Source organism: Streptomyces sp. NBC_00464, from assembly GCF_036013915.1.
Taxonomy (GTDB): Bacteria; Actinomycetota; Actinomycetes; order Streptomycetales; family Streptomycetaceae; genus Streptomyces.
Window position 1 is genome coordinate 4,230,908 of sequence record NZ_CP107899.1, and the last position, 18,645, is coordinate 4,249,552.

Annotated in this window: 17 protein-coding genes; 10 read left to right on the forward strand and 7 right to left on the reverse strand. The window is 69.6% G+C overall.

All coding sequences use genetic code 11. The features are described from left to right. Positions 1 to 29: 29 nt before the first annotated feature. The gene (locus OG912_RS19060; protein ID WP_327710403.1) at positions 30 to 515 is read right to left on the reverse strand and encodes a hypothetical protein; all 486 of its coding nucleotides are present in this window, start codon (positions 513 to 515) and stop codon (positions 30 to 32) included. Between the two features lie 251 nt (positions 516 to 766). Between OG912_RS19060 and OG912_RS19065 the strand changes: the two genes are divergently transcribed. After that, a complete protein-coding gene (locus OG912_RS19065) occupies positions 767 to 1,009 on the forward strand; it encodes a DUF397 domain-containing protein (protein WP_148019981.1) in 243 nt (80 codons plus the stop codon). A 107-nt stretch (positions 1,010 to 1,116) separates the two neighbouring features. On the opposite strand, the gene OG912_RS19070 is transcribed toward OG912_RS19065, so the two are convergent. Beyond that, positions 1,117 to 1,617, reverse strand: coding sequence for an ATP-binding protein (locus OG912_RS19070; protein ID WP_326736977.1), 501 nt, complete (start codon positions 1,615 to 1,617; stop codon positions 1,117 to 1,119). 332 nt (positions 1,618 to 1,949) lie between these two features. Here OG912_RS19070 and OG912_RS19075 point away from each other — a divergent pair, with 332 nt between their 5' ends. Genes OG912_RS19075 through OG912_RS19085 form a run of 3 tightly spaced genes read left to right on the forward strand, consistent with a single transcriptional unit; the run spans position 1,950 to position 5,028 of the window. Next, positions 1,950 to 2,831 carry a helix-turn-helix domain-containing protein gene (locus tag OG912_RS19075; RefSeq protein ID WP_327710404.1) on the forward strand — a complete coding sequence of 294 codons (882 nt, stop codon included), beginning with the start codon at positions 1,950 to 1,952 and terminating at the stop codon, positions 2,829 to 2,831. 54 nt (positions 2,832 to 2,885) lie between these two features. Continuing rightward, a complete protein-coding gene (locus tag OG912_RS19080) occupies positions 2,886 to 4,343 on the forward strand; it encodes an aldehyde dehydrogenase family protein (protein WP_327710405.1) in 1,458 nt (485 codons plus the stop codon). A gap of 49 nt (positions 4,344 to 4,392) precedes the next feature. Next, a complete protein-coding gene (locus OG912_RS19085; RefSeq protein ID WP_326736974.1) occupies positions 4,393 to 5,028 on the forward strand; it encodes a PadR family transcriptional regulator in 636 nt (211 codons plus the stop codon). Between the two features lie 6 nt (positions 5,029 to 5,034). Here the strand turns inward: OG912_RS19085 and OG912_RS19090 are convergent, their stop codons facing one another. From OG912_RS19090 to OG912_RS19100, 3 genes are all read right to left on the reverse strand, one after another. Continuing rightward, positions 5,035 to 6,459, reverse strand: coding sequence for a glutamate decarboxylase (locus OG912_RS19090; protein WP_327710406.1), 1,425 nt, complete (start codon positions 6,457 to 6,459; stop codon positions 5,035 to 5,037). 128 nt (positions 6,460 to 6,587) lie between these two features. Continuing rightward, positions 6,588 to 7,862, reverse strand: a complete 1,275-nt coding sequence (locus OG912_RS19095; protein WP_327710407.1) for an ion channel protein — start codon at positions 7,860 to 7,862, stop codon at positions 6,588 to 6,590. Positions 7,863 to 8,037: 175 nt separating this feature from the next. Next, a complete protein-coding gene (locus OG912_RS19100; protein WP_327710408.1) occupies positions 8,038 to 8,403 on the reverse strand; it encodes a YbjQ family protein in 366 nt (121 codons plus the stop codon). A gap of 149 nt (positions 8,404 to 8,552) precedes the next feature. On the opposite strand from OG912_RS19100, the gene OG912_RS19105 reads away from it, so the two are divergent. Then, complete coding sequence (locus OG912_RS19105) at positions 8,553 to 9,266, forward strand: DedA family protein (RefSeq protein ID WP_327710409.1); 714 nt, start codon at positions 8,553 to 8,555, stop codon at positions 9,264 to 9,266. A gap of 33 nt (positions 9,267 to 9,299) precedes the next feature. On the opposite strand, the gene OG912_RS19110 is transcribed toward OG912_RS19105, so the two are convergent. Both OG912_RS19110 and OG912_RS19115 read right to left on the reverse strand, forming a co-directional pair. Next, positions 9,300 to 10,997: a threonine/serine ThrE exporter family protein gene (locus OG912_RS19110; RefSeq protein ID WP_326736969.1), complete on the reverse strand. Its 1,698-nt coding sequence runs from the start codon at positions 10,995 to 10,997 to the stop codon at positions 9,300 to 9,302. 167 nt (positions 10,998 to 11,164) lie between these two features. After that, the gene (locus tag OG912_RS19115; protein ID WP_123525235.1) at positions 11,165 to 11,659 is read right to left on the reverse strand and encodes an inorganic diphosphatase; all 495 of its coding nucleotides are present in this window, start codon (positions 11,657 to 11,659) and stop codon (positions 11,165 to 11,167) included. An 86-nt stretch (positions 11,660 to 11,745) separates the two neighbouring features. Between OG912_RS19115 and dacB the strand changes: the two genes are divergently transcribed. The 5 genes from dacB to ftsH all read left to right on the forward strand — a co-directional run bounded on the left by dacB (position 11,746) and on the right by ftsH (position 18,585). Beyond that, complete coding sequence (gene dacB, locus OG912_RS19120) at positions 11,746 to 13,260, forward strand: D-alanyl-D-alanine carboxypeptidase/D-alanyl-D-alanine endopeptidase (protein WP_443060992.1); 1,515 nt, start codon at positions 11,746 to 11,748, stop codon at positions 13,258 to 13,260. A 49-nt stretch (positions 13,261 to 13,309) separates the two neighbouring features. Then, the gene (locus OG912_RS19125; protein ID WP_327710411.1) at positions 13,310 to 14,443 is read left to right on the forward strand and encodes a zinc-dependent metalloprotease; all 1,134 of its coding nucleotides are present in this window, start codon (positions 13,310 to 13,312) and stop codon (positions 14,441 to 14,443) included. Between the two features lie 199 nt (positions 14,444 to 14,642). Next, on the forward strand, positions 14,643 to 15,725 hold the full coding sequence (tilS, locus tag OG912_RS19130) for a tRNA lysidine(34) synthetase TilS (RefSeq protein WP_327710412.1): 1,083 nt from the start codon (positions 14,643 to 14,645) through the stop codon (positions 15,723 to 15,725). Between the two features lie 99 nt (positions 15,726 to 15,824). Continuing rightward, entirely contained in the window at positions 15,825 to 16,364 is a 540-nt protein-coding gene (gene hpt, locus OG912_RS19135; RefSeq protein WP_037777945.1) for a hypoxanthine phosphoribosyltransferase, read from the forward strand. 196 nt (positions 16,365 to 16,560) lie between these two features. Next, positions 16,561 to 18,585: an ATP-dependent zinc metalloprotease FtsH gene (gene ftsH, locus OG912_RS19140; RefSeq protein WP_326736965.1), complete on the forward strand. Its 2,025-nt coding sequence runs from the start codon at positions 16,561 to 16,563 to the stop codon at positions 18,583 to 18,585. Positions 18,586 to 18,645 lie beyond the last annotated feature (60 nt).

Here is an 18,645-nt window from a genome sequence, read left to right on the forward strand (position 1 = left end):
GTGTCAGGATCCCGGCCGGGGCCCGCGGGTCATGGGGTCGGCAGGTCGGGCAGGCCCTCCAGGGAGTCGGCGTCGGTCTTGGCGAGCGTGTCCTTGGTGCCGCCGTCCCACGAGACGACGACGGTCTTTCCGTCGTTGGACTCGATGGCCCCCATGGTCCGGTCGGTGTCGCCGTCGGCACATGTCAGGGCCAGCATCGGCTTGTTGCCCATGTCCTTGGCGGTACCCGAGCAGACGTGGGATTCGGCGACGATCACGGCCTTCCCGGATGCGACGGAGAGCACGACGGCCTTGCCGTCGGTCTGCCCCGCCCAGGCGCCCTCCAGCGCCTTGAGGCCGCCGGTGGCGCCGTCCGCTCCGGAGCCGGAGTCGCTGCCGGCGGGTGCCGGGGTGGCGGAGGAGCCGGCTGCCTTGTCCGCGCCGTCCTTGTCACTGTCGCTGCTGCACCCGGTGAGGGCGAGCGCGGCCAGCAGTCCGGTGGCGACGACGGTGGCGGTACGTACGATTTTGTCCATGCTCAATTCCCCCTGGATGACGAATGACCGTCCAAGCTACCAGTGAGTCGCAACCGAGTCGGAGTGGTCAACTCCCGGAATCGGGAGCGGAACAGGCCGTTCGTTCGTCTTTCTCCTGCGGGGAGCTGTAACCGAGGGAACACCCCGCGTGCACGTGCATCTGCTCATGCATCCGCTCATGCATCAGAAAATGAACACAGCTATGATCCGAGACAGTTGACACTTGCACTTTGCAACTCGGGGAGCGTCCTGTGCACCACGTGTACAACGGCATGGCGGCCACAGAGCTTCGCGGAGTCGTATGGCAGAAGAGCAGGCACAGCAACTCCCAGGGATCCTGCGTGGAGTTCGCGAAGCTGCCCGGCGGCGATGTGGCGATGCGCAATTCGCGTCACCCCGACGGGCCGGCGCTCGTCTATACGCCTGCGGAGATAGAGGCGCTGCTGCTCGGCGTCAAGGACGGCGAGTTCGACCACCTCATAGCGGAGGCCTGAGCGCCTTCTGCGGGACATTCCGGAGCGTCATTCCTCGGCGACGCGGAGCAACCACGCCCGATCATGGACTTTCTGGCCGTGCGTCAGGCGGCCCTCCTGTCCGTGCGTCAGGCGGGGTCGGACAGCCGGAAGAGCGCCCAGACGACCTTTCCGCGCGGCGCCGGTCCGGAAGCGGCACTCTCCGTCGTCAATACGGGTGAAGGGTGCCAGCCCCAGCAGTCGCTGAAGGAGTCCACCAGGAACAGGCCACGGCCCGACTCCGCGGAGTCGGCGGCCTCGGCCGCGACGGGGCTCGCCTGGCTGGGATCGCGCACCGCGCACACCAGCCGCGAGGTCCAGCGCATCAGGTGCAGCCGGACGGGCGGGTCCTGGGGCTCGCGCGGGAGCTCGGCGGGCAGGGCGTGCCGCAGGGCGTTGGTGACCAACTCGGAGACGACGAGCGCGACATCGTCGAAGCGTTCGCTCAGACCCCAGCCGCTCAGGGTCGCCCGGGTGAACTGCCGTGCTCCACCGACGGCTTCGTAGCGGGCGGGCAGGGCGCAGGTGGCCGATCCGGAGACGTCGGAGGGATCGATGGGGGGGAGCCCCTGTCGTAAGGGCTCGAGCATCGTCGATCCATTCGTCCCCATGCGAGGCACTCCCGGGATTCGCGGCTGTATCGGTACTGCGGGTACACGGGTACAGCGGCACAACACGAACGAGCACGCAGGTGCGCGTGGCCCATGGTTCCGAATGCGCAGAGCAGATGCAAGGGCAGATGCACGTGCACGCGCCTGACCTGTCCGATACCGTGCCGGTTCTTGGTCATTTCTTCCTGTGTGGAGTTTCGGGACCTTCTGGAAGTCTTCCCATTTCCGTAATCGAATGAGTACGGGCTGAAGCGTTTTGATGGCAGAATCCGGCTCTTGGGGTTCGGGGGGACCCCGATGCCCAGGAAGCGATGGGGAGGGTTGGACCGGTGGCGGCAGGCGAGTCGAGTGGATCAGTGGTGCGGCGCATCCTGCTGGGCTCGCAGCTCAGGCGGTTGCGGGACTCGCGCGGCATCACCCGTGAGGCGGCCGGCTACTCCATCCGGGCTTCCGAATCGAAGATCAGCCGCATGGAGTTGGGACGGGTGAGCTTCAAGGCCAGGGACGTCGAGGACCTGCTCACGCTCTACGGAGTCACGGACGAGGCGGAGCGCGACTCCCTGCTCGGCCTGGCCCGGGAGGCCAACGTGGCGGGCTGGTGGCACAGTTACGGGGATGTGCTGCCCGGCTGGTTTCAGACCTACATCGGTCTGGAGGGTGCGGCCTCGCTCATCCGGATCTACGAAGTCCAGTTCGTGCACGGCCTGTTGCAGACCGAGGACTATGCGCACGCGGTCGTCTCGACGGGCATGCGCGGCGCCCCCGCCGCCGAGGTCGACCGCCGGGTCGCCCTGCGACTGGCGCGGCAGAAGGCCCTCGTCTCCGAACGGGCCCCCCGCTTCCATGCCGTACTCGACGAGGCTGCGCTGCGCCGCCCCTATGGCGGACGGGAAGTGATGCGCGCCCAATTGCGGCATCTGATCGAAATGTCGGAACAGCCGAACATTACGCTCCAGGTGATGCCGTTCAGTTTCGGCGGGCACGCGGGTGAGAGCGGCTCCTTTACGATGCTTCGATTCCCGGAATCCGATCTGTCGGACATTGTCTATTTGGAGCAGCTGACAAGTGCGCTCTATCTGGACAAGGCCGAAGAAGTCGCCCAGTACGAGAAGGCGATGGTTCGGCTTCACGAAGACAGTCCGGGTCCCGAGGAGAGCCGGGATCTCCTTCGTGGTCTTCTCCAACTCTCCTGATATGTCAGTACCATGACGTTCCGACAGGAGTCTGCACCTGCAGTAAGGGATCGCATGTCCTTCTTCCGCGAGCTGGCCGCCCAGTACATCGACGGTGAATGGCGCACCGGCACGGGCTCGTGGGACATCATCGATTTCAACCCCTACAACGGGGAAAAGCTCGCCGCCATCACCGTCGCCACCGCGGACGAGGTCGACCGCGCCTACCGCGCCGCCGAGCGCGCCCAGCGGGACTGGGCCGCCACAAGTCCGTACGAGCGCCGGGGCGTTCTGGAGCGGGCCGTGCGGATCACCGAGGAACTGGCCGACGACATCGTCGAGGCGGTCATCGACGAACTGGGCGGCACCCGGGCGAAGGCGCTGTACGAGCTGGGCGCCGCCCAGGACTTCCTGCGCGAGGCCGCCCACCAGGCGCTGCACCCCGAGGGGCGGATCCTGCCCTCCCCGGTGGACGGCAAGGAGAACCGTCTCTACCGGCTGCCGGTCGGCGTCATCGGCGTCATCAGCCCCTTCAACTTCCCCTTCCTGGTGACGATGAAGTCCGTCGCGCCGGCCCTGGCGCTCGGCAACGCGGTCGTCATCAAGCCCAACCAGAACGCGCCGGTGACCGGCGGCGGGCTGATCGCCAGGATCTTCGAGAAGGCCGGGCTGCCGGCCGGGCTGCTCAACGTCGTCGTCACCGACATCGCGGAGATAGGTGACGCGTTCATCGAGCACCCCGTCCCCAAGGTGATCTCCTTCGCCGGTTCGGACCGGGTGGGCCGCCATGTCGCCGCGACGGCGGGCGCCCTCTTCAAGCGCACCATTCTCGAACTCAGCGGCAACAGCGCCCTGGTGGTGCTCGACGACGCGGACATCGACTACGCCGTCGACTCCGCCGTCTTCAGCCGCTTCGTCTATCAGGGCCAGGTCTGCATGGCCGCCAACCGGATCCTGGTGGACCGCGCCGTCGCTCCCGAGTTCACCGGGAAGTTCGTCGCCCGGGTGGCCGCGCTCCGGACCGGTGACCCGCGTGACCCGCAGACGCAGATCGGCCCGGTCATCGACACCTTCCAGGCCGACGCGCTGACCGCCCTGGTCGACCAGGCGATCGCGGAGGGAGCCACGGCGCTGGTCCGGGGCCGCACCCGGGGCAACCTCGTCGAGCCCACCGTACTCACCGGGCTCCCGGACGGCTCCCCACTGCTCTCCCAGGAGATCTTCGGCCCGGTGGTGCTGCTGATCGAGTTCGACGGCGAGGAGGAGGCCGTACGGATCGCCGACGACAGCCCCTACGGACTCAGCGGCGCCGTGCACACCGCCGACGCCGAACGCGGGGTGCGCTTCGCCCAACGGATCGACAGCGGCATGTTCCACGTCAACGACGCCACCGTCCAGGACGATCCGCTGGTCGCCTTCGGCGGCGAGAAGAACTCCGGGACCGGCCGGCTGAACGGCGAGGCGACCGTGGAGGCGTTCACCACCCAGAAGTGGATATCGATCCAGCACGGCCGGAGTCCTTTCCCGCTCTGACCGGTGCACCACTACTCTCGTCAAAGTTGAGTAGAGAGGTGGGTGGGAGATGTCCGCGATCCGGTTGTTGGTCCTCTGCGCCGTGCGGCAGCACGGCCGGGCGCACGGCTATCAGATCCGCAACGACCTGGAGTACTGGGGCGCGCACGAGTGGTCGCACGCCAAGCCGGGATCGATCTACCACGCACTGAAGCAGATGGCGAAGCAGGGCGTCCTGCTCGCCCACGAGGTCGCCCCGAGCACGGTGGGCGGGCCGCCGCGTACCGAGTACGAGATCACCGAGCAGGGCAACGAGGAGTACTTCACGCTGCTGCGCGCGGCGCTGACCTCGTACGACCAGAAGCTGGACGTGCTGTCGGCCGGGCTGGGCGGGATCGTCGACCTGGAGCGGGCCGAGGCGGTGGCCCTGCTCAAGGAGCGGGTGGCCGGTCTCGCCCGGTGGCGGAGCTCCGTCACCGAGTACTACACGCCCGAGGCGGGGCCCGAGTCGATCGGTCACATCGGCGAGATCATGAACATGTGGGTGCACTCCGCGGACGCGGGGGCGGAGTGGACCCGGGGGCTGATCGAGCGCATCGAGGGCGGGGCGTACACCTTCGCGGGTGAGGGCGATCCGTTCGTCGGCGTGCTGGCCGAGGGCGAGAAGAACCCGTACGCGACCGGCGCCGCCGACGAGGACCGCTGACCGCCCTCAGTGGTGGAAGGAGGTCGCCGGGCCGTGCTCGGCGCTCAGCGGGTGGTCCTGGCCGCGCAGTTCGGGCAGCAGGAGCCGCAGGTCCTCCAGCAGCAGTTCCGCCAGGTCCGACGAGAAGCCGTTGCGGCACACGATCCGGAGCACGGAAAGGTCCTCCCGGTTGGCCGGGAAGGTGTACGCGGGCACCAGCCAGCCGCGCTCACGCAGTCGGCGCGACACGTCGAAGACGTCGTACGCCGTCACCTCCGGCTTGGTCGTCAGCGCGAAGACCGGTAGCTGGTCGCCCAGGGTGAGCAGCCGGAAGTCGCCGAGTTCCTCGATCTTCCTCGCCAGTCCCATGGCCACGTCCCGCGACGCCTGCTGTACGGCCCGGTATCCCTCCCGGCCCAGCCGCAGGAAGGTGTAGTACTGCGCCACGACCTGGGCGCCCGGCCGGGAGAAGTTCAGCGCGAAGGTCGGCATGTCGCCGCCCAGGTAGTTGACCCGGAAGACCAGCTCCTCGGGCAGTTCGGCGGGCGAGCGCCACAGCGCCCAGCCGACGCCCGGGTAGACCAGTCCGTACTTGTGCCCGGAGGTGTTGATCGAGGCGACCCGGGGGAGCCGGAAGTCCCACACCAGGTCCTCGTCCAGGAAGGGTGCCACCATCGCACCCGACGCCCCGTCGACGTGGACGGGGATGTCCAGGCCGGTGCGCTCCTGGAGGGCGTCGAGGGCCGCGCACAGCTCCGCGATGGGCTCGTAGCTGCCGTCGAAGGTGGAGCCGAGGATGCCGACCACGCCGATGGTGTTCTCGTCGCAGAGGTCGGCGGCGGCCTGCGGGTCGAGGTGGAAGCGGTCGCCCTCCATCGGGACGAGGCGCGGCTCGACCTCCCAGAACGTGCAGAACTTGTCCCAGCAGACCTGCACATTGACGCCCATGACCAGGTTGGGCCGGGCGGTCGCCGGATAGCGGTCGGCGTTCCTGGCCGCCCAGCGCCGTTTGAGCGCCATGGCGGCCAGCATGCAGGCCTCGCTCGACCCGGTCGTCGAACAGCCGACGGCCGTGGCGGGATCGGGGGCGTTCCACAGGTCGGCGAGCATCGCCACGCAGCGCCGTTCCAGTTCCGCGGTGCGCGGGTACTCGTCCTTGTCGATCATGTTCTTGTCGCGGCACTCGCCCATCAGCACGCCGGCCTGGGGTTCCATCCAGGTGGTGACGAAGGTGGCGAGGTTGAGCCGCGAATTGCCGTCGAGCATCAGCTCGTCATGGACGAGGCCGTAGGCGGTCGCGGGCGGCAGCGGTCCGTCCGGCAGCTTGTGCCGGGGCGGTGCGGACTCCATGCCGGCGGTGGGGTCGGCCTCCCCGAAGAACGGGTTGAGCGCGAGCTTGCGCTGTGCGTCGGACGGTTCGGTGGTGTGTGCGGAGCCCTTGTGGAGCGGCATCGCAGACCTGCCCTTCTCAGCTCTCAGCGACGAGACCGGATGAGTCCGGCGTTTCGGACGAATGTTGACGATACGGACAGTGGGGGCGTCCGGCGCGCCGGACGGGCGTCCGTGGTGCACCTTCCGGCTCAGCGCAGCGGCGTACCGTCCTCGCGCAGCTGCATCAGCGGCCGTCCGGTCACCAGCAGCCAGGCCGGCAGGGTGGCGACGCACAGCAGCGGGAGCAGGCTCATGTCGGAGGCCAGTACCGCCGCCGTGAACAGGCTCAGCCAGCCCTGCCGGGTGACGGCGAGCAGAATGCCGAGCACCCCGCACGTCACCGCGAGCGTCACCGGGATCCCGTCGACCAGGGCGTGGGCGCACAGGCCGAGCGCGACGCCGCAGAACACCGCGGGGAAGATCCGGCCGCCCCGGAAGCCGCAGGTCGCCGCGATCAGCAGGGCCGCGGTCTTCACCACCGCCATGCCCCCGAACTCGGCGGCCGACCAGCCGTCCGGATCGGCGGCGAGCGCCTTCACCTCGTCCAGCCCCTTGAACAGGGTGAGGTGTCCACCGAGGGCCCCGAGCAGCCCCAGCAGCAGCCCGCCCGCGGTCATGGCGAGGACCGGGTGCCCCAGGGCGCGGAAGGCGCGGTGCACATGGGGGAAGGCGTACACCGCCGCGAGTCCGAGCACGGCCCCGGCGGAGGCGATGACGACGGCGGAGAGCAGATCGCCCCAGTGGGCGCCCGGATAGTCGGGCAGGGAGAGGTCGAAGCTGGGGTGGGCGGCCAGGACCATGGTCAGTGCTCCCGCCGCCCCGGCCGCGAGCGGTCCGAAGAGCCGGTCCCAGAGTGCGCCCTTGCCGGGGGTGGCGGTGAGCGTCTCGGTGAGGATCAGTGCGGCGGCGACCGGGGTGCCGAAGAGTGCGCCGATGGTGCCCGCGGCGGCGAGCCCTAGCCACAGCTCGGCCGGGGCGCCCGGCACGAACCGGCGGCCCACCCAGTAGGCCAGTGCGATGTTGGCCGCGGTGATCGGATTCTCCGGCCCCAGGCTGACGCCGCCCGCCAGGGCCAGGACCGTCACCAGCAGCAGCCCCGGCACCACGCCCGGCGGCAGCGGCGGGTCGACCAGTCCCATGGTCGCCGGGTCGGGGCCGGCCCGGCCGGGCACCGCCCGGACGGCCAGGCCGGTCACCAGGCCGATCGAGGTGAGCATCACGATCATCCACAGCGAGGAGTACCGGCCGACCGACAGGGCGTCGGGCAGCGTCTCCCAGAGCACGTCCTGCAGCTGCTCGGCGAGCAGGCTGACGCCGAGCAGGACGAGCGCCGAGAGCACGCCGACGGCCAGCGCGGGCACGAGGAGCAGCAGCAGCCGGCGCGCGGGGGCCGGGCCGGCGGAGACAGCGGAATCGGTGGCCATCGGCTCACCATAGCGACGCAAAAGGCTTATAACCGCTCAAATGGTGCAGTGCGTGCGGTATTTCGGACGCGCACCTCACGGCACGTCGGGGCCGGGGCCCGGATGCGTATCCACCACACGGAAGCCCGGTGGGCGCAGCCGTGCGGGGGTGGGGTGCCCACCCCCGTCACGCCGTTCAGTTCCTGGTGATCACCGCGGCGGTTCCGTACGCACAGACCTCCGTGCCCACGTCGGCCGCCTCGCTCACGTCGAAGCGCATCATCAGCACCGCGTTCGCGCCGCGTGCCTTCGCCTGCTCGACCAGCCGTTCCATGGCCTGGTTGCGGGTCTCGACGAGCGTCTTGGTCAGCCCCTTCAGCTCGCCGCCGATCATGGATTTCAGCCCGGCGCCGATCTGGCTGCCGAGATGTCGGGAGCGCACGGTCAGGCCGAACACCTCGCCGATGACCTGCGTCACCTGATAGCCGGGTACGTCGTTGGTGGTGACGACCAGCACATCCGACTGTGCCGTCTGGCCGCCGCCGTAATCCTCAATGCCCATGGGGTGGCACCTCCTGGGACGAGTTTTGTCCCGGTTCACCCCGTGTGCATCTCCACGGGGGCCGGTGGAACCGGGAGGGACCTCGCGGCGTTGATAGCTTTGGGCGGCCACGCAGCCGCGCCATCGACCACATCCTGGAGCCCGGACCCTTGAATACGCTTGCGCTCGGACCCAGCTGGCTGGACCCGGACCATCTCATCGGGCAGTTCGGGCTGATCGGCGTGCTGGTCATCGTCTTCGCCGAGTCGGGGCTGCTGATCGGGTTCTTCCTGCCCGGTGACTCGCTCCTGTTCACCACGGGACTGCTGGTGACGACGGGCAAGCTGGACACCCCGTTGTGGCTGGTCTGCGTCCTGGTCGCCCTGGCGGCGATCATCGGCGACCAGGTGGGCTATCTCTTCGGCCGCAAGGTCGGCCCCTCGCTCTTCAACCGCCCGGACTCCCGCCTCTTCAAGCAGGAGAACGTCGAGAAGGCCCACGAGTTCTTCGAGAAGTACGGGCCGAAGTCGCTGATCCTGGCCCGCTTCGTGCCCGTCGTGCGGACGTTCACGCCGATCATCGCCGGTGTCAGCCGGATGAACTACCGCTCGTTCATCACGTTCAACATCATCGGCGGGGTCCTCTGGGGCGTCGGGGTGACGCTGCTCGGTGCGGCCCTGGGCAATGTCGAGTTCGTGCACCAGAACATCGAGGCCATGCTGGTCCTGATCGTGCTGATCTCGGTCGTCCCGATCGGCATCGAGTTCCTGCGCGCCCGCGGCAAGTCGAAGAAGGAAGCGGCCACGGACGAGCACGAGGACCAGGCCGCCGGTGGCAGCACGGCCGCCGGCCGCCGCGGCGGCGGCCGCCACGCCAAGCGCTGACACCGGCACCGCCTCGGAGTACAGCTCCCCGCGTCAGAAGCCGCGCGTCCGCTTGGCCGCGCGGCGGTTCGCTCCGCCGACCGCCCCCGGCACCCGCATGAACAGCCGGGAGATCTCGCTTCCCAGGTTCACCCCGATCGCGATGGCCAGCGCCGTCGCCACCGCGGTGGACAGCGAGGCGAGCCCCCGGTCCAGCTCGTTCTGCGCGACGCCCAGCAGACCGAAGTACGTGGCGGAGCCGGGCAGCAGCGGACCGATCGCGGCCGTGATGAACGGCAGCGACGAGGTGTAGCGGTAGCGCGAGAACAGCTGCCCGAACAGCCCGACGAGACCGGCCGCGGCGGCGGTGGCCGCCACCGGGGAGAGGCCGCCCGTCCGGGCCATCGCCCCGTAGATGACCCAGGCCACGCCCCCGTTGAGGGTCACCGCCAGCACCGTGGACCGCTCCTGCTGGAGCAGGATCGCGAAGGCCAGCGTCAGCACCATCGAGGCCAGGATCTGCACCACCGGCCGGTCATGGGAGATGAGCCGCGCCTCCGGGTCCAGCTCGGCGCCCAGCTGGAGACCCCCGTAGAGCGCCAGCAGCACCCCGGCGACGATCGCGATGAAGAAGTACATGACCTCCAGCAGTCGCGCCGACGCGGTGATGTAGTAGCCGGTCAGGCCGTCCTGCACACCCGCGACCAGCGCCCGCCCCGGCAGCAGCGCGAACAGTCCACCCGTGATCACCGCCGACGGCCGTACGTCCGACCAGTGGGTGAGGGTCAGTGCCACCCCCATCGCGGCGGGCGGCATCGCCGCCACGACGAACTGGTAGAACTCCGGCAGCCCGCGCCCGGCACACAGCCAGGCCAGCCGGTCACCGAGCATCGCCCCGAGCGCCGCGATCAGGAACACCAGCGGACCACCGCCGACCAGCACCGATGCCGCACCCGCCAGCCCACCGGCGGCCAGGGTGAGCACCCAGCCGGGGTACGGATGCCGGTTCCGGCGGATCTCCGCCAGGCGCCGGTAGGCCTCCTCCAGCGAGACCTCGCCCTCTTCGGTGGTGATGTCGTCGATGAGCCGGAAGACCGCGGCCAGCCGGGTGTAGTCGGTGCCGCGGCGGCGTACGGTACGGCTCGCCGTCACCGGGTCCTCGACCAGCGACGGCTGGTGCGAGATCGACAGCAGCGTGAAGGTGACGGTCGGTTCGCAGCGGTCGAGACCGTAGCTGCGGGTCACCGCGAACATCGCCGCCTCGACGTCCTCGGCCCCCTCACCGCCGGCGAGCAGCAGCTCCCCGATACGCAGGGTCAGGTCGAGTACGCGCGGCACCGCGGGGCCCGCGTCGTCGTGCTTCTGCACCGGCTCCGGTGCCGGGCGGTCGGCGACCGGCATCCGCAGCATCGTGCGCATCCGGTCCTGCCAAGGAGCCTCCTTGGTCAGCCGGATCATCGGGATGCCATGGGCCGGCGTGAAGGCGGGAGGGGAGTTCCGGGCGTCGTAGGTGCGTGGCGGGGCGAAGGCGGAGCCGATCGTGTCCGAACCGGAAACGGAACCTGATCCCGAGCCCGGCGCCGGCCCCTGTGGCTCAGGCGTCAGACCGGACGGCAGGGAGAACTCCGACGTCGGATGGTCGTCGTCCGACGGCGGCGCGGACCTCCCGACCCCGGCGGGCTGGGAGAAGGCGCTGCGCGCCTCGTCGGACTGGGGCTTCTGGTCATCGGGACCGCCCGGTTCCGCCACCACTCGACCTCGTTCCTCATCGACTGCGCGTCTTGGACCGACCGGCGATCGGGGCGGTCCCAGGCTGCGCTCCTGCCCAGTATGGCCACGCCCATGGGCGGTCACGCGAACGGGCGGCACACCCGTGAAGGTGTACCGCCCGTTCGCTGTTCAGAACCGCAAGCGGAACGTCAGTGCGCGCCGCCCTGCGCCTCAAGGCGCTTGTACGAGTTCTCGATCTCGGCCTCGGCCTCGACGCGGCCGACCCAGTCGGCGCCCTCGACGGACTTGCCGGGCTCCAGGTCCTTGTAGACCTCGAAGAAGTGCTGGATCTCCAGGCGGTCGAACTCCGACACGTGGTGGATGTCGCGCAGGTGCTCCACCCGGGGGTCGGAGGCCGGAACGCACAGCAGCTTGTCGTCGCCGCCGGCCTCGTCCGTCATCCGGAACATGCCGATCGCGCGGCACTTGATGAGGCAGCCGGGGAACGTCGGCTCCTCCAGAATGACCAGCGCGTCCAGCGGGTCGCCGTCCTCGCCGAGGGTGTTCTCGACGAAACCGTAGTCCGCCGGGTAGCTGGTCGAGGTGAAGAGTCGACGGTCCAGGCGGATCCGACCGGTCTCGTGGTCCACCTCGTACTTGTTCCGCGAACCCTTCGGGATCTCGATAACGACGTCGAACTCCACGGGTGGCTCCTCCATGATCAACACATACGACTGATGGTTAAGTGTCCCCCACGGAGTTGTGTGCTCGCGAAAGGGGCTGGTCAACGGTGGACGATCCGGTGAAAAGACCGTCGATCAATCCGTTGTCTCGCGTTGACAGGACGGCCCTCACGGACCGCCTGGGCATGCGCAACGGACTGAGCGACCGGCAGTTCACGGCAGTCTCCGCCGTCCTCGGCCTGGCGCTCGCAGCCGGCGCCGTCCTCGCCGCCGGTCCCTGGGACTCGGGTCAGCGTAAGGCCGAGCAGGACTGGGCGGCTGCCCGGGCCGGTACAGGTGGCGTACATCACGAGCCCGGCGCACCCTCCGGACCCGCCCCGGCGCCCAGCGCCCCGGCCGTACTCGCGGCGCTGGGCACCGGCACCGACCACGGCGACAACTCAGCGCCGGACGCCGCGGTTGCCCCGGACGGAGCAGCGGCCGGACTGAGTGCCGTGCTGGGCCCCCTGCTGAAGAACCCCGCGCTCGGCACCCGGCACAGCGCCGTCGTCATCGACACCGCCACCGGCAAGCGGCTGTACGGGCTGGGGGCCGACGCTCCCATGACGCCCGCGTCCACCGTCAAGATCGCCACCACGGTCGCGGCCCTGACCGCACTCGGCCCCGCCCACCGCATCCCCACGACCGTCGGGGCCTCCGCCGATCTGCGCACCGTGACGCTGGTCGGCGGCGGCGACCCCACCCTCGACCGGGCGGCCCTGCGCGCCCTGGCCGCCGACACGGCCCGCGCCCTCAAGGACGGCGGGGTCCGCTCGGTGCGGCTGCGGTACGACACCTCCGGCTACTCCGGACCCGCACTTCACCCGATCGGCCCCAACGAGAACATCGCTCCGGTGAGCGCCCTGATGATCGACGAGGGGCGGCTCGACGACACCTCCAGCGGACCCGCGCCGCGCAGCGAGGACCCGGCCCGCGACGCGGCGGACGCCTTCGGTGAACTGCTGGACGAGGCCGGGATCGACACCGGGGACGTTCCCGAGCCCGGCCGGGCGGCCGCGAAGTCCCGGCCCGTCGCCAAGCACCTCTCCGCCCCGCTGTCCGCGCTCGTCGAGCGGGCGCTGACCAACAGCGACAACGACATCGCCGAGGCACTCGCCCGGCAGACCGCGATCGCCACGGGCGAACCGGCCGACTTCAGCGGCGGGCGGCGGGCCGTCACCGCGCAGCTCAAGAAGCTGGGTCTGCCGCTGAAGGGCGTGGTCATCGCCGACGGCAGCGGGCTCAACCGCAAGGACAAGGTCACCGCCGCCCTGCTCGCCGGACTCCTCGCCCGCGCGGCCGACCAGGACCACGCGGAGCTGCGCCCGGTCCTCACGGGCCTTCCGGTGGCAGGCTTCAGCGGCACGCTGAGCGGCCGTTACACCACGAAATCAGGCGGCACCGGACTGATCCGCGCCAAGACCGGCACCCTCACGGGCGTCAACAGCCTCTCCGGAACGGTCGTCGACCCCCACGGCCGGCTGCTCGCCTTCGCCTTCCTCGCGTCGGGCACCACCGCCCCGTCCGAGGCGCAGTCGGCCCTCGACTCGCTCGCGACCGCACTGGCCGCGGGCAGGCGATGAGCGGCTCAACACCTCACCGCAACAAGGGCCGAGCACGTACGGTTGACGCATGACGAGCATCGGTGGTGCCGGGATGGTCGACTGGAATCTCGCGGTCGCGACCGCGACCCGGCTTGTGCGGCCGGGTCCCGAGATCAGCCGCGAGGAGGCCCGCGAGGTCGTCGCGGAGCTGCGCAGGCATGCCAAGGCGGCGGAGGAGCACGTCCGTTCCTTCACCCGGATGATCCCGGAAGGGACCGAGCCGGAGGACACCCCGGTCCTGGTCGTCGACCGGGCGGGCTGGATCAAGGCGAACGTCGCGGGCTTCCGGGAACTGCTCCGCCCCCTTTTGGAGAAGATGGAGGAGCGGCGCGGCGGCGGTACGGGCGGTGCCGTGCTCGGTGCGGTCGGCTCCAAGGTGACCGGCGTGGAGGTGGGGATGCTGCTGTCGTTCCTGGCCTCCCGGGTCCTCGGCCAGTACGAGACGTTCGCCCCCGCCACCCGCGAGCTCCCGGCCTCGGCCGACGGCGGAGGCCGGCTTCTGCTGGTCGCCCCGAACATCGTCCACGTCGAGCGGGAGCTGGAGGTCGACCCGCACGACTTCCGTCTCTGGGTAGCCCTCCACGAGGAGACGCACCGCACGCAGTTCACCGCGGTGCCCTGGCTCCGCGACCATCTGCAGGGCGAGATCCAGTCATTCCTCGACGAGACCGACGTCGACCCGATGACGGTGCTCGAACGGCTCCGCGAGGCCGCCCAGTCGCTGGCGGGCGGCCGGCCCGAGGGCGAGGAGGGCGAGGACGGCGGGCGCAGCCTCGTGGAAATCGTCCAGACGCCCGCCCAGCGCGAGATCCTCAGTCGGCTCACCGCGGTGATGTCCCTGCTGGAGGGACACGCCGACTACGTGATGGACGGTGTCGGCCCCGAGGTGGTGTCGTCCGTCGGTGAGATCCGGGAGAAGTTCCAGCAGCGCAGGGCGCGCGGCGCGAGCCGTCTCGACCAGGCGCTGCGCAAGCTCCTCGGGCTCGACGCCAAGCTGCGCCAGTACCGGGACGGCGAGCGGTTCGTGCGCGCCGTGGTCGACGAGGTCGGCATGGACGGCTTCAACCGGGTCTGGACCTCGCCCAACACCCTCCCGACCAAGGCGGAGATCGCCAAGCCGGAGGACTGGATCGCGCGGGTGCACCGTAAGGCAGAGTCATGATCACGGACGGTGCACAGGCCGGGGATCCGAGGGTAACGCGCCGGTAATCACCCATCCGAGGGACCGTAGGGGCATGGGAAGGCGTGCAATGCTCGATGAACGGGTTTGCTCTGTCACCATCGACGCACTCTGAGTGATGGCACTTTTCTTCGTCCCGGCACTCGGAGGCACCTCCAGAAGCTCACGAAGGGCACCGGACATGGGTCCCCATCCTGCGGTCGCGGCGATACGCCTGGCGGTCCGCCGCGTACTCCACGACGTACTCACCGAATTCGCCGATCAGACCGAACGCACCGCGCGCGCCCCGCACCCCGAGCTCGCCGAAGCCGGAGCGGGCAGGCGGCGCCCCGCGCTTCCCGAACGCACCGATACCCCCCTGGTACTGGTCGCATGCTCAGGCGGCGCCGATTCCATGGCGCTCGCCTCCGCCCTCGCCTTCGAGGCCCGCAAACTCGCCGTCCGGGCCGGCGGCATCACCGTCGACCACGGCCTCCAGAACGGCTCCGACACCCGCGCCACCGAGGTCGTCGGCCGCCTCACCGCCATGCACCTCGACCCGGTCGAGGCCGTCGCGGTGCGCGTCGGCCACGACGGCGGACCCGAGGCCGCCGCCCGTGACGCCCGCTACGCGGCCCTGGACGCCGCCGCCGAACGTCACGGCGCCACCGCCGTCCTGCTCGGCCACACCCGCGACGACCAGGCGGAGACGGTGCTGCTGGGGCTCGCCCGCGGTTCCGGCATCCGCTCCCTCTCCGGCATGGCCGCCGCATCCGGACCGGCCGGCCGCTACCGCCGCCCCTTCCTCCAGCTCGACCGGCAGACCGCCCGCACGGCGTGTCTGGCCCAGTCCCTGCCCGTCTGGGACGACCCGCACAACGTCGACCCCGCCTACACCCGCTCCCGGCTGCGCCACGAGGGCCTGCCCGCCCTGGAGAAGGCGCTGGGCAAAGGAGTCGTCGAGGCGCTGGCCCGTACGGCGCAGCTCTCCCGCGACGACGCCGACGCCCTGGACACCTGGGCCGCCGAGGCCGGACGTGACGTTCGCGACGACGCGGGCCGGCTGGAGTGCGCCAAGCTGCACGTCCTGCCGCCCGCGGTCCGCCGCCGCGTCCTGCGCCGTGCGGCCATAGAGGCGGGCTCTCCGGCAGGTTCCCTCTTCGCCCGGCACATCGAGGAAGTCGACCGCCTCATCACCGGCTGGCGCGGCCAGCAGGCCATCAACCTCCCCGGCCGCGTCGAAGCCCTGCGCCAGGGTGGCAGACTGGTGATTCGGCAGAGCTGACGCACAAGCGGCTGACATGCAGGCGAGCGGCCGCGCAGGTCCGGGACACCATCCCGGACCCGGCAGGCAAAGAAAGAGACGCGGGTGAACGAGAAGGACATGGGCACCGACCTTCAGTCGGTGCTCCTCACCAAGGAAGAGATCGACGCGAAGCTCGTCGAGCTGGCCGCGAAGATCGACGCGGAGTACGCGGGCAAGGACCTGCTCCTCGTCGGAGTCCTCAAGGGCGCGGTGATGGTCATGGCGGACCTGGCGCGCGCGCTGTCCACCCCCGTCACCATGGACTGGATGGCGGTGTCGTCGTACGGCGCGGGCACCCAGTCCTCCGGTGTCGTCCGGATCCTCAAGGACCTGGACACCGACATCAAGGGCAAGCACGTCCTGATCGTCGAGGACATCATCGACTCGGGCCTGACGCTGTCCTGGCTGATGTCGAACCTGGGCTCGCGTGAGCCCGCATCGCTGGAGATCTGCACCCTGCTGCGCAAGCCGGATGCGGCGAAGGTCGCGCTCGACTGCAAGTGGGTCGGCTTCGACATCCCCAACGAGTTCGTCGTCGGCTACGGGCTGGACTACGCGGAGAAGTACCGCAACCTCCCCTTCGTCGGCACCCTCGCCCCGCACGTGTACGGCGGCTGACGGCGGCGCCGGCGAACCCGCTCCGGCTCCGGGGAACCCTCACCGATTTCCCGCCGTTGAGCCTTCGAAGGCGGGTTTGACAGACGTCCTCGGCGGTCGTCGGTGACAATGCCGGTGTACCGTCCGAAGAACAGTCTTTACTCACAGCAGCATTTACCTACGGGCAGGAGGGACGGGGCGACTTCGCTCCGTATGGATGGACGTGAAGCGATACTTCCGTGGGCCGGTCATGTGGATCGTGCTGGCCGTCCTCGCCGTGGTCGTGTTGATGCAGGTCGTCGGCTCGGGTGGCGGCTACAAGACGGTGGACACCGGCAAGGTGATCCAGGCGATCAGTAAGAACCAGGTGGAGCAGGCCAAGCTGACCACCGGTGACGATCACATCATCAAGATCGAGCTGAAGGACGGCCAGAAACTCTCCGGCGAGTCCGGCAGCAAGTTCCAGTCGAGCTACATCGGCGACCAGGGCGTCCAGCTCGCCGACACGCTGCAGAAGAAGTTCGAGAGCGGTGACATCGACAAGGGCTACACCGTCTCGCCGTCGAAGCAGTCCCCGTTCGTCTCGATCCTCTTCTCGCTGCTGCCTTTCGTCCTCATCGTGGTCGTCTTCCTGTTTCTGATGAACCAGATGCAGGGTGGCGGCTCCAAGGTCATGCAGTTCGGCAAGTCCAAGGCCAAGCTGATCACCAAGGACACCCCGAAGACGACGTTCGCCGATGTGGCGGGGTCCGACGAGGCGGTCGAGGAGCTCTACGAGATCAAGGAGTTCCTCCAGGAGCCGGCGAAGTTCCAGGCCGTCGGCGCCAAGATCCCCAAGGGTGTCCTGCTGTACGGGCCTCCCGGTACGGGCAAGACGCTGCTCGCACGCGCCGTCGCCGGCGAGGCGGGCGTCCCGTTCTACTCGATCTCCGGTTCCGACTTCGTCGAGATGTTCGTCGGTGTCGGTGCCTCCCGTGTCCGTGACCTCTTCGAGCAGGCCAAGGCGAACGCCCCGGCGATCGTCTTCGTCGACGAGATCGACGCCGTCGGCCGGCACCGCGGTGCCGGTATGGGCGGCGGTCACGACGAGCGCGAGCAGACGCTGAACCAGCTGCTCGTGGAGATGGACGGCTTCGACGTGAAGGGCGGCGTCATCCTGATCGCCGCCACGAACCGTCCGGACATCCTCGACCCGGCGCTGCTGCGCCCGGGCCGTTTCGACCGGCAGATCGCGGTCGACCGGCCGGACATGCTGGGCCGTCTGGAGATCCTCAAGGTCCACCAGAAGGGCAAGCCGGTCGCACCGGACGTCGATCTCGGCGCCGTCGCCCGTCGTACGCCCGGCTTCACCGGTGCCGACCTGTCGAACGTGCTGAACGAGGCGGCGCTCCTGACGGCGCGCGGCAATCTGAAGCTGATCGACAACAACATGCTCGACGAGGCCATCGACCGCGTCGTGGCGGGTCCGCAGAAGCGGACCCGGATCATGTCCGAGAAGGAGAAGAAGATCACCGCGTACCACGAGGGCGGACACGCCCTGGTCGCGGCGGCCTCACCTCAGTCGGACCCGGTCCACAAGATCACGATCCTCTCCCGTGGCCGCGCCCTCGGTTACACGATGGTGCTCCCGGAGGAGGACAAGTACTCCACGACGCGCAACGAGATGCTCGACCAGCTGGCTTACATGCTGGGCGGGCGCGCGGCCGAGGAGCTGGTCTTCCACGACCCGACGACCGGCGCTGCGAACGACATCGAGAAGGCCACGGCAACGGCCCGCGCGATGGTCACGCAGTACGGCATGACGGAGCGGCTCGGCGCGATCAAGTTCGGCGGCGACAACACCGAACCCTTCGTGGGCCGCGAGATGGGCCACCAGCGCGACTACTCGGAAGAGGTCGCCGCGCTGGTCGACGAAGAGGTCAAGAAGCTCATCGAGACCGCGCACAACGATGCGTGGGAGATCCTCGTCGAGAACCGCGACGTTCTGGACGCCCTGGTTCTCCAGCTCCTTGAGAAGGAGACCCTCGGCAAGGCGGAGATCGCGGAGATCTTCGCTCCGATCGTCAAGCGACCGGCACGTCCGGCGTGGACCGGCTCCGCCCGGCGCACGCCGTCCACCCGGCCGCCGGTGCTCTCCCCGAAGGAGCTCGCCCTCACCAACGGCGCCACCACGGCGAACGGCTCGGTCACGGACACGGTTCCGGTGACCGAGGCGATCCCCGAGGAGCGTCCCGAGAGCTAGACACCGACCCCGGTGTGGCCCCTGTCACGGGGGCTTCACCGGGCCCGGAATGGATGCCGC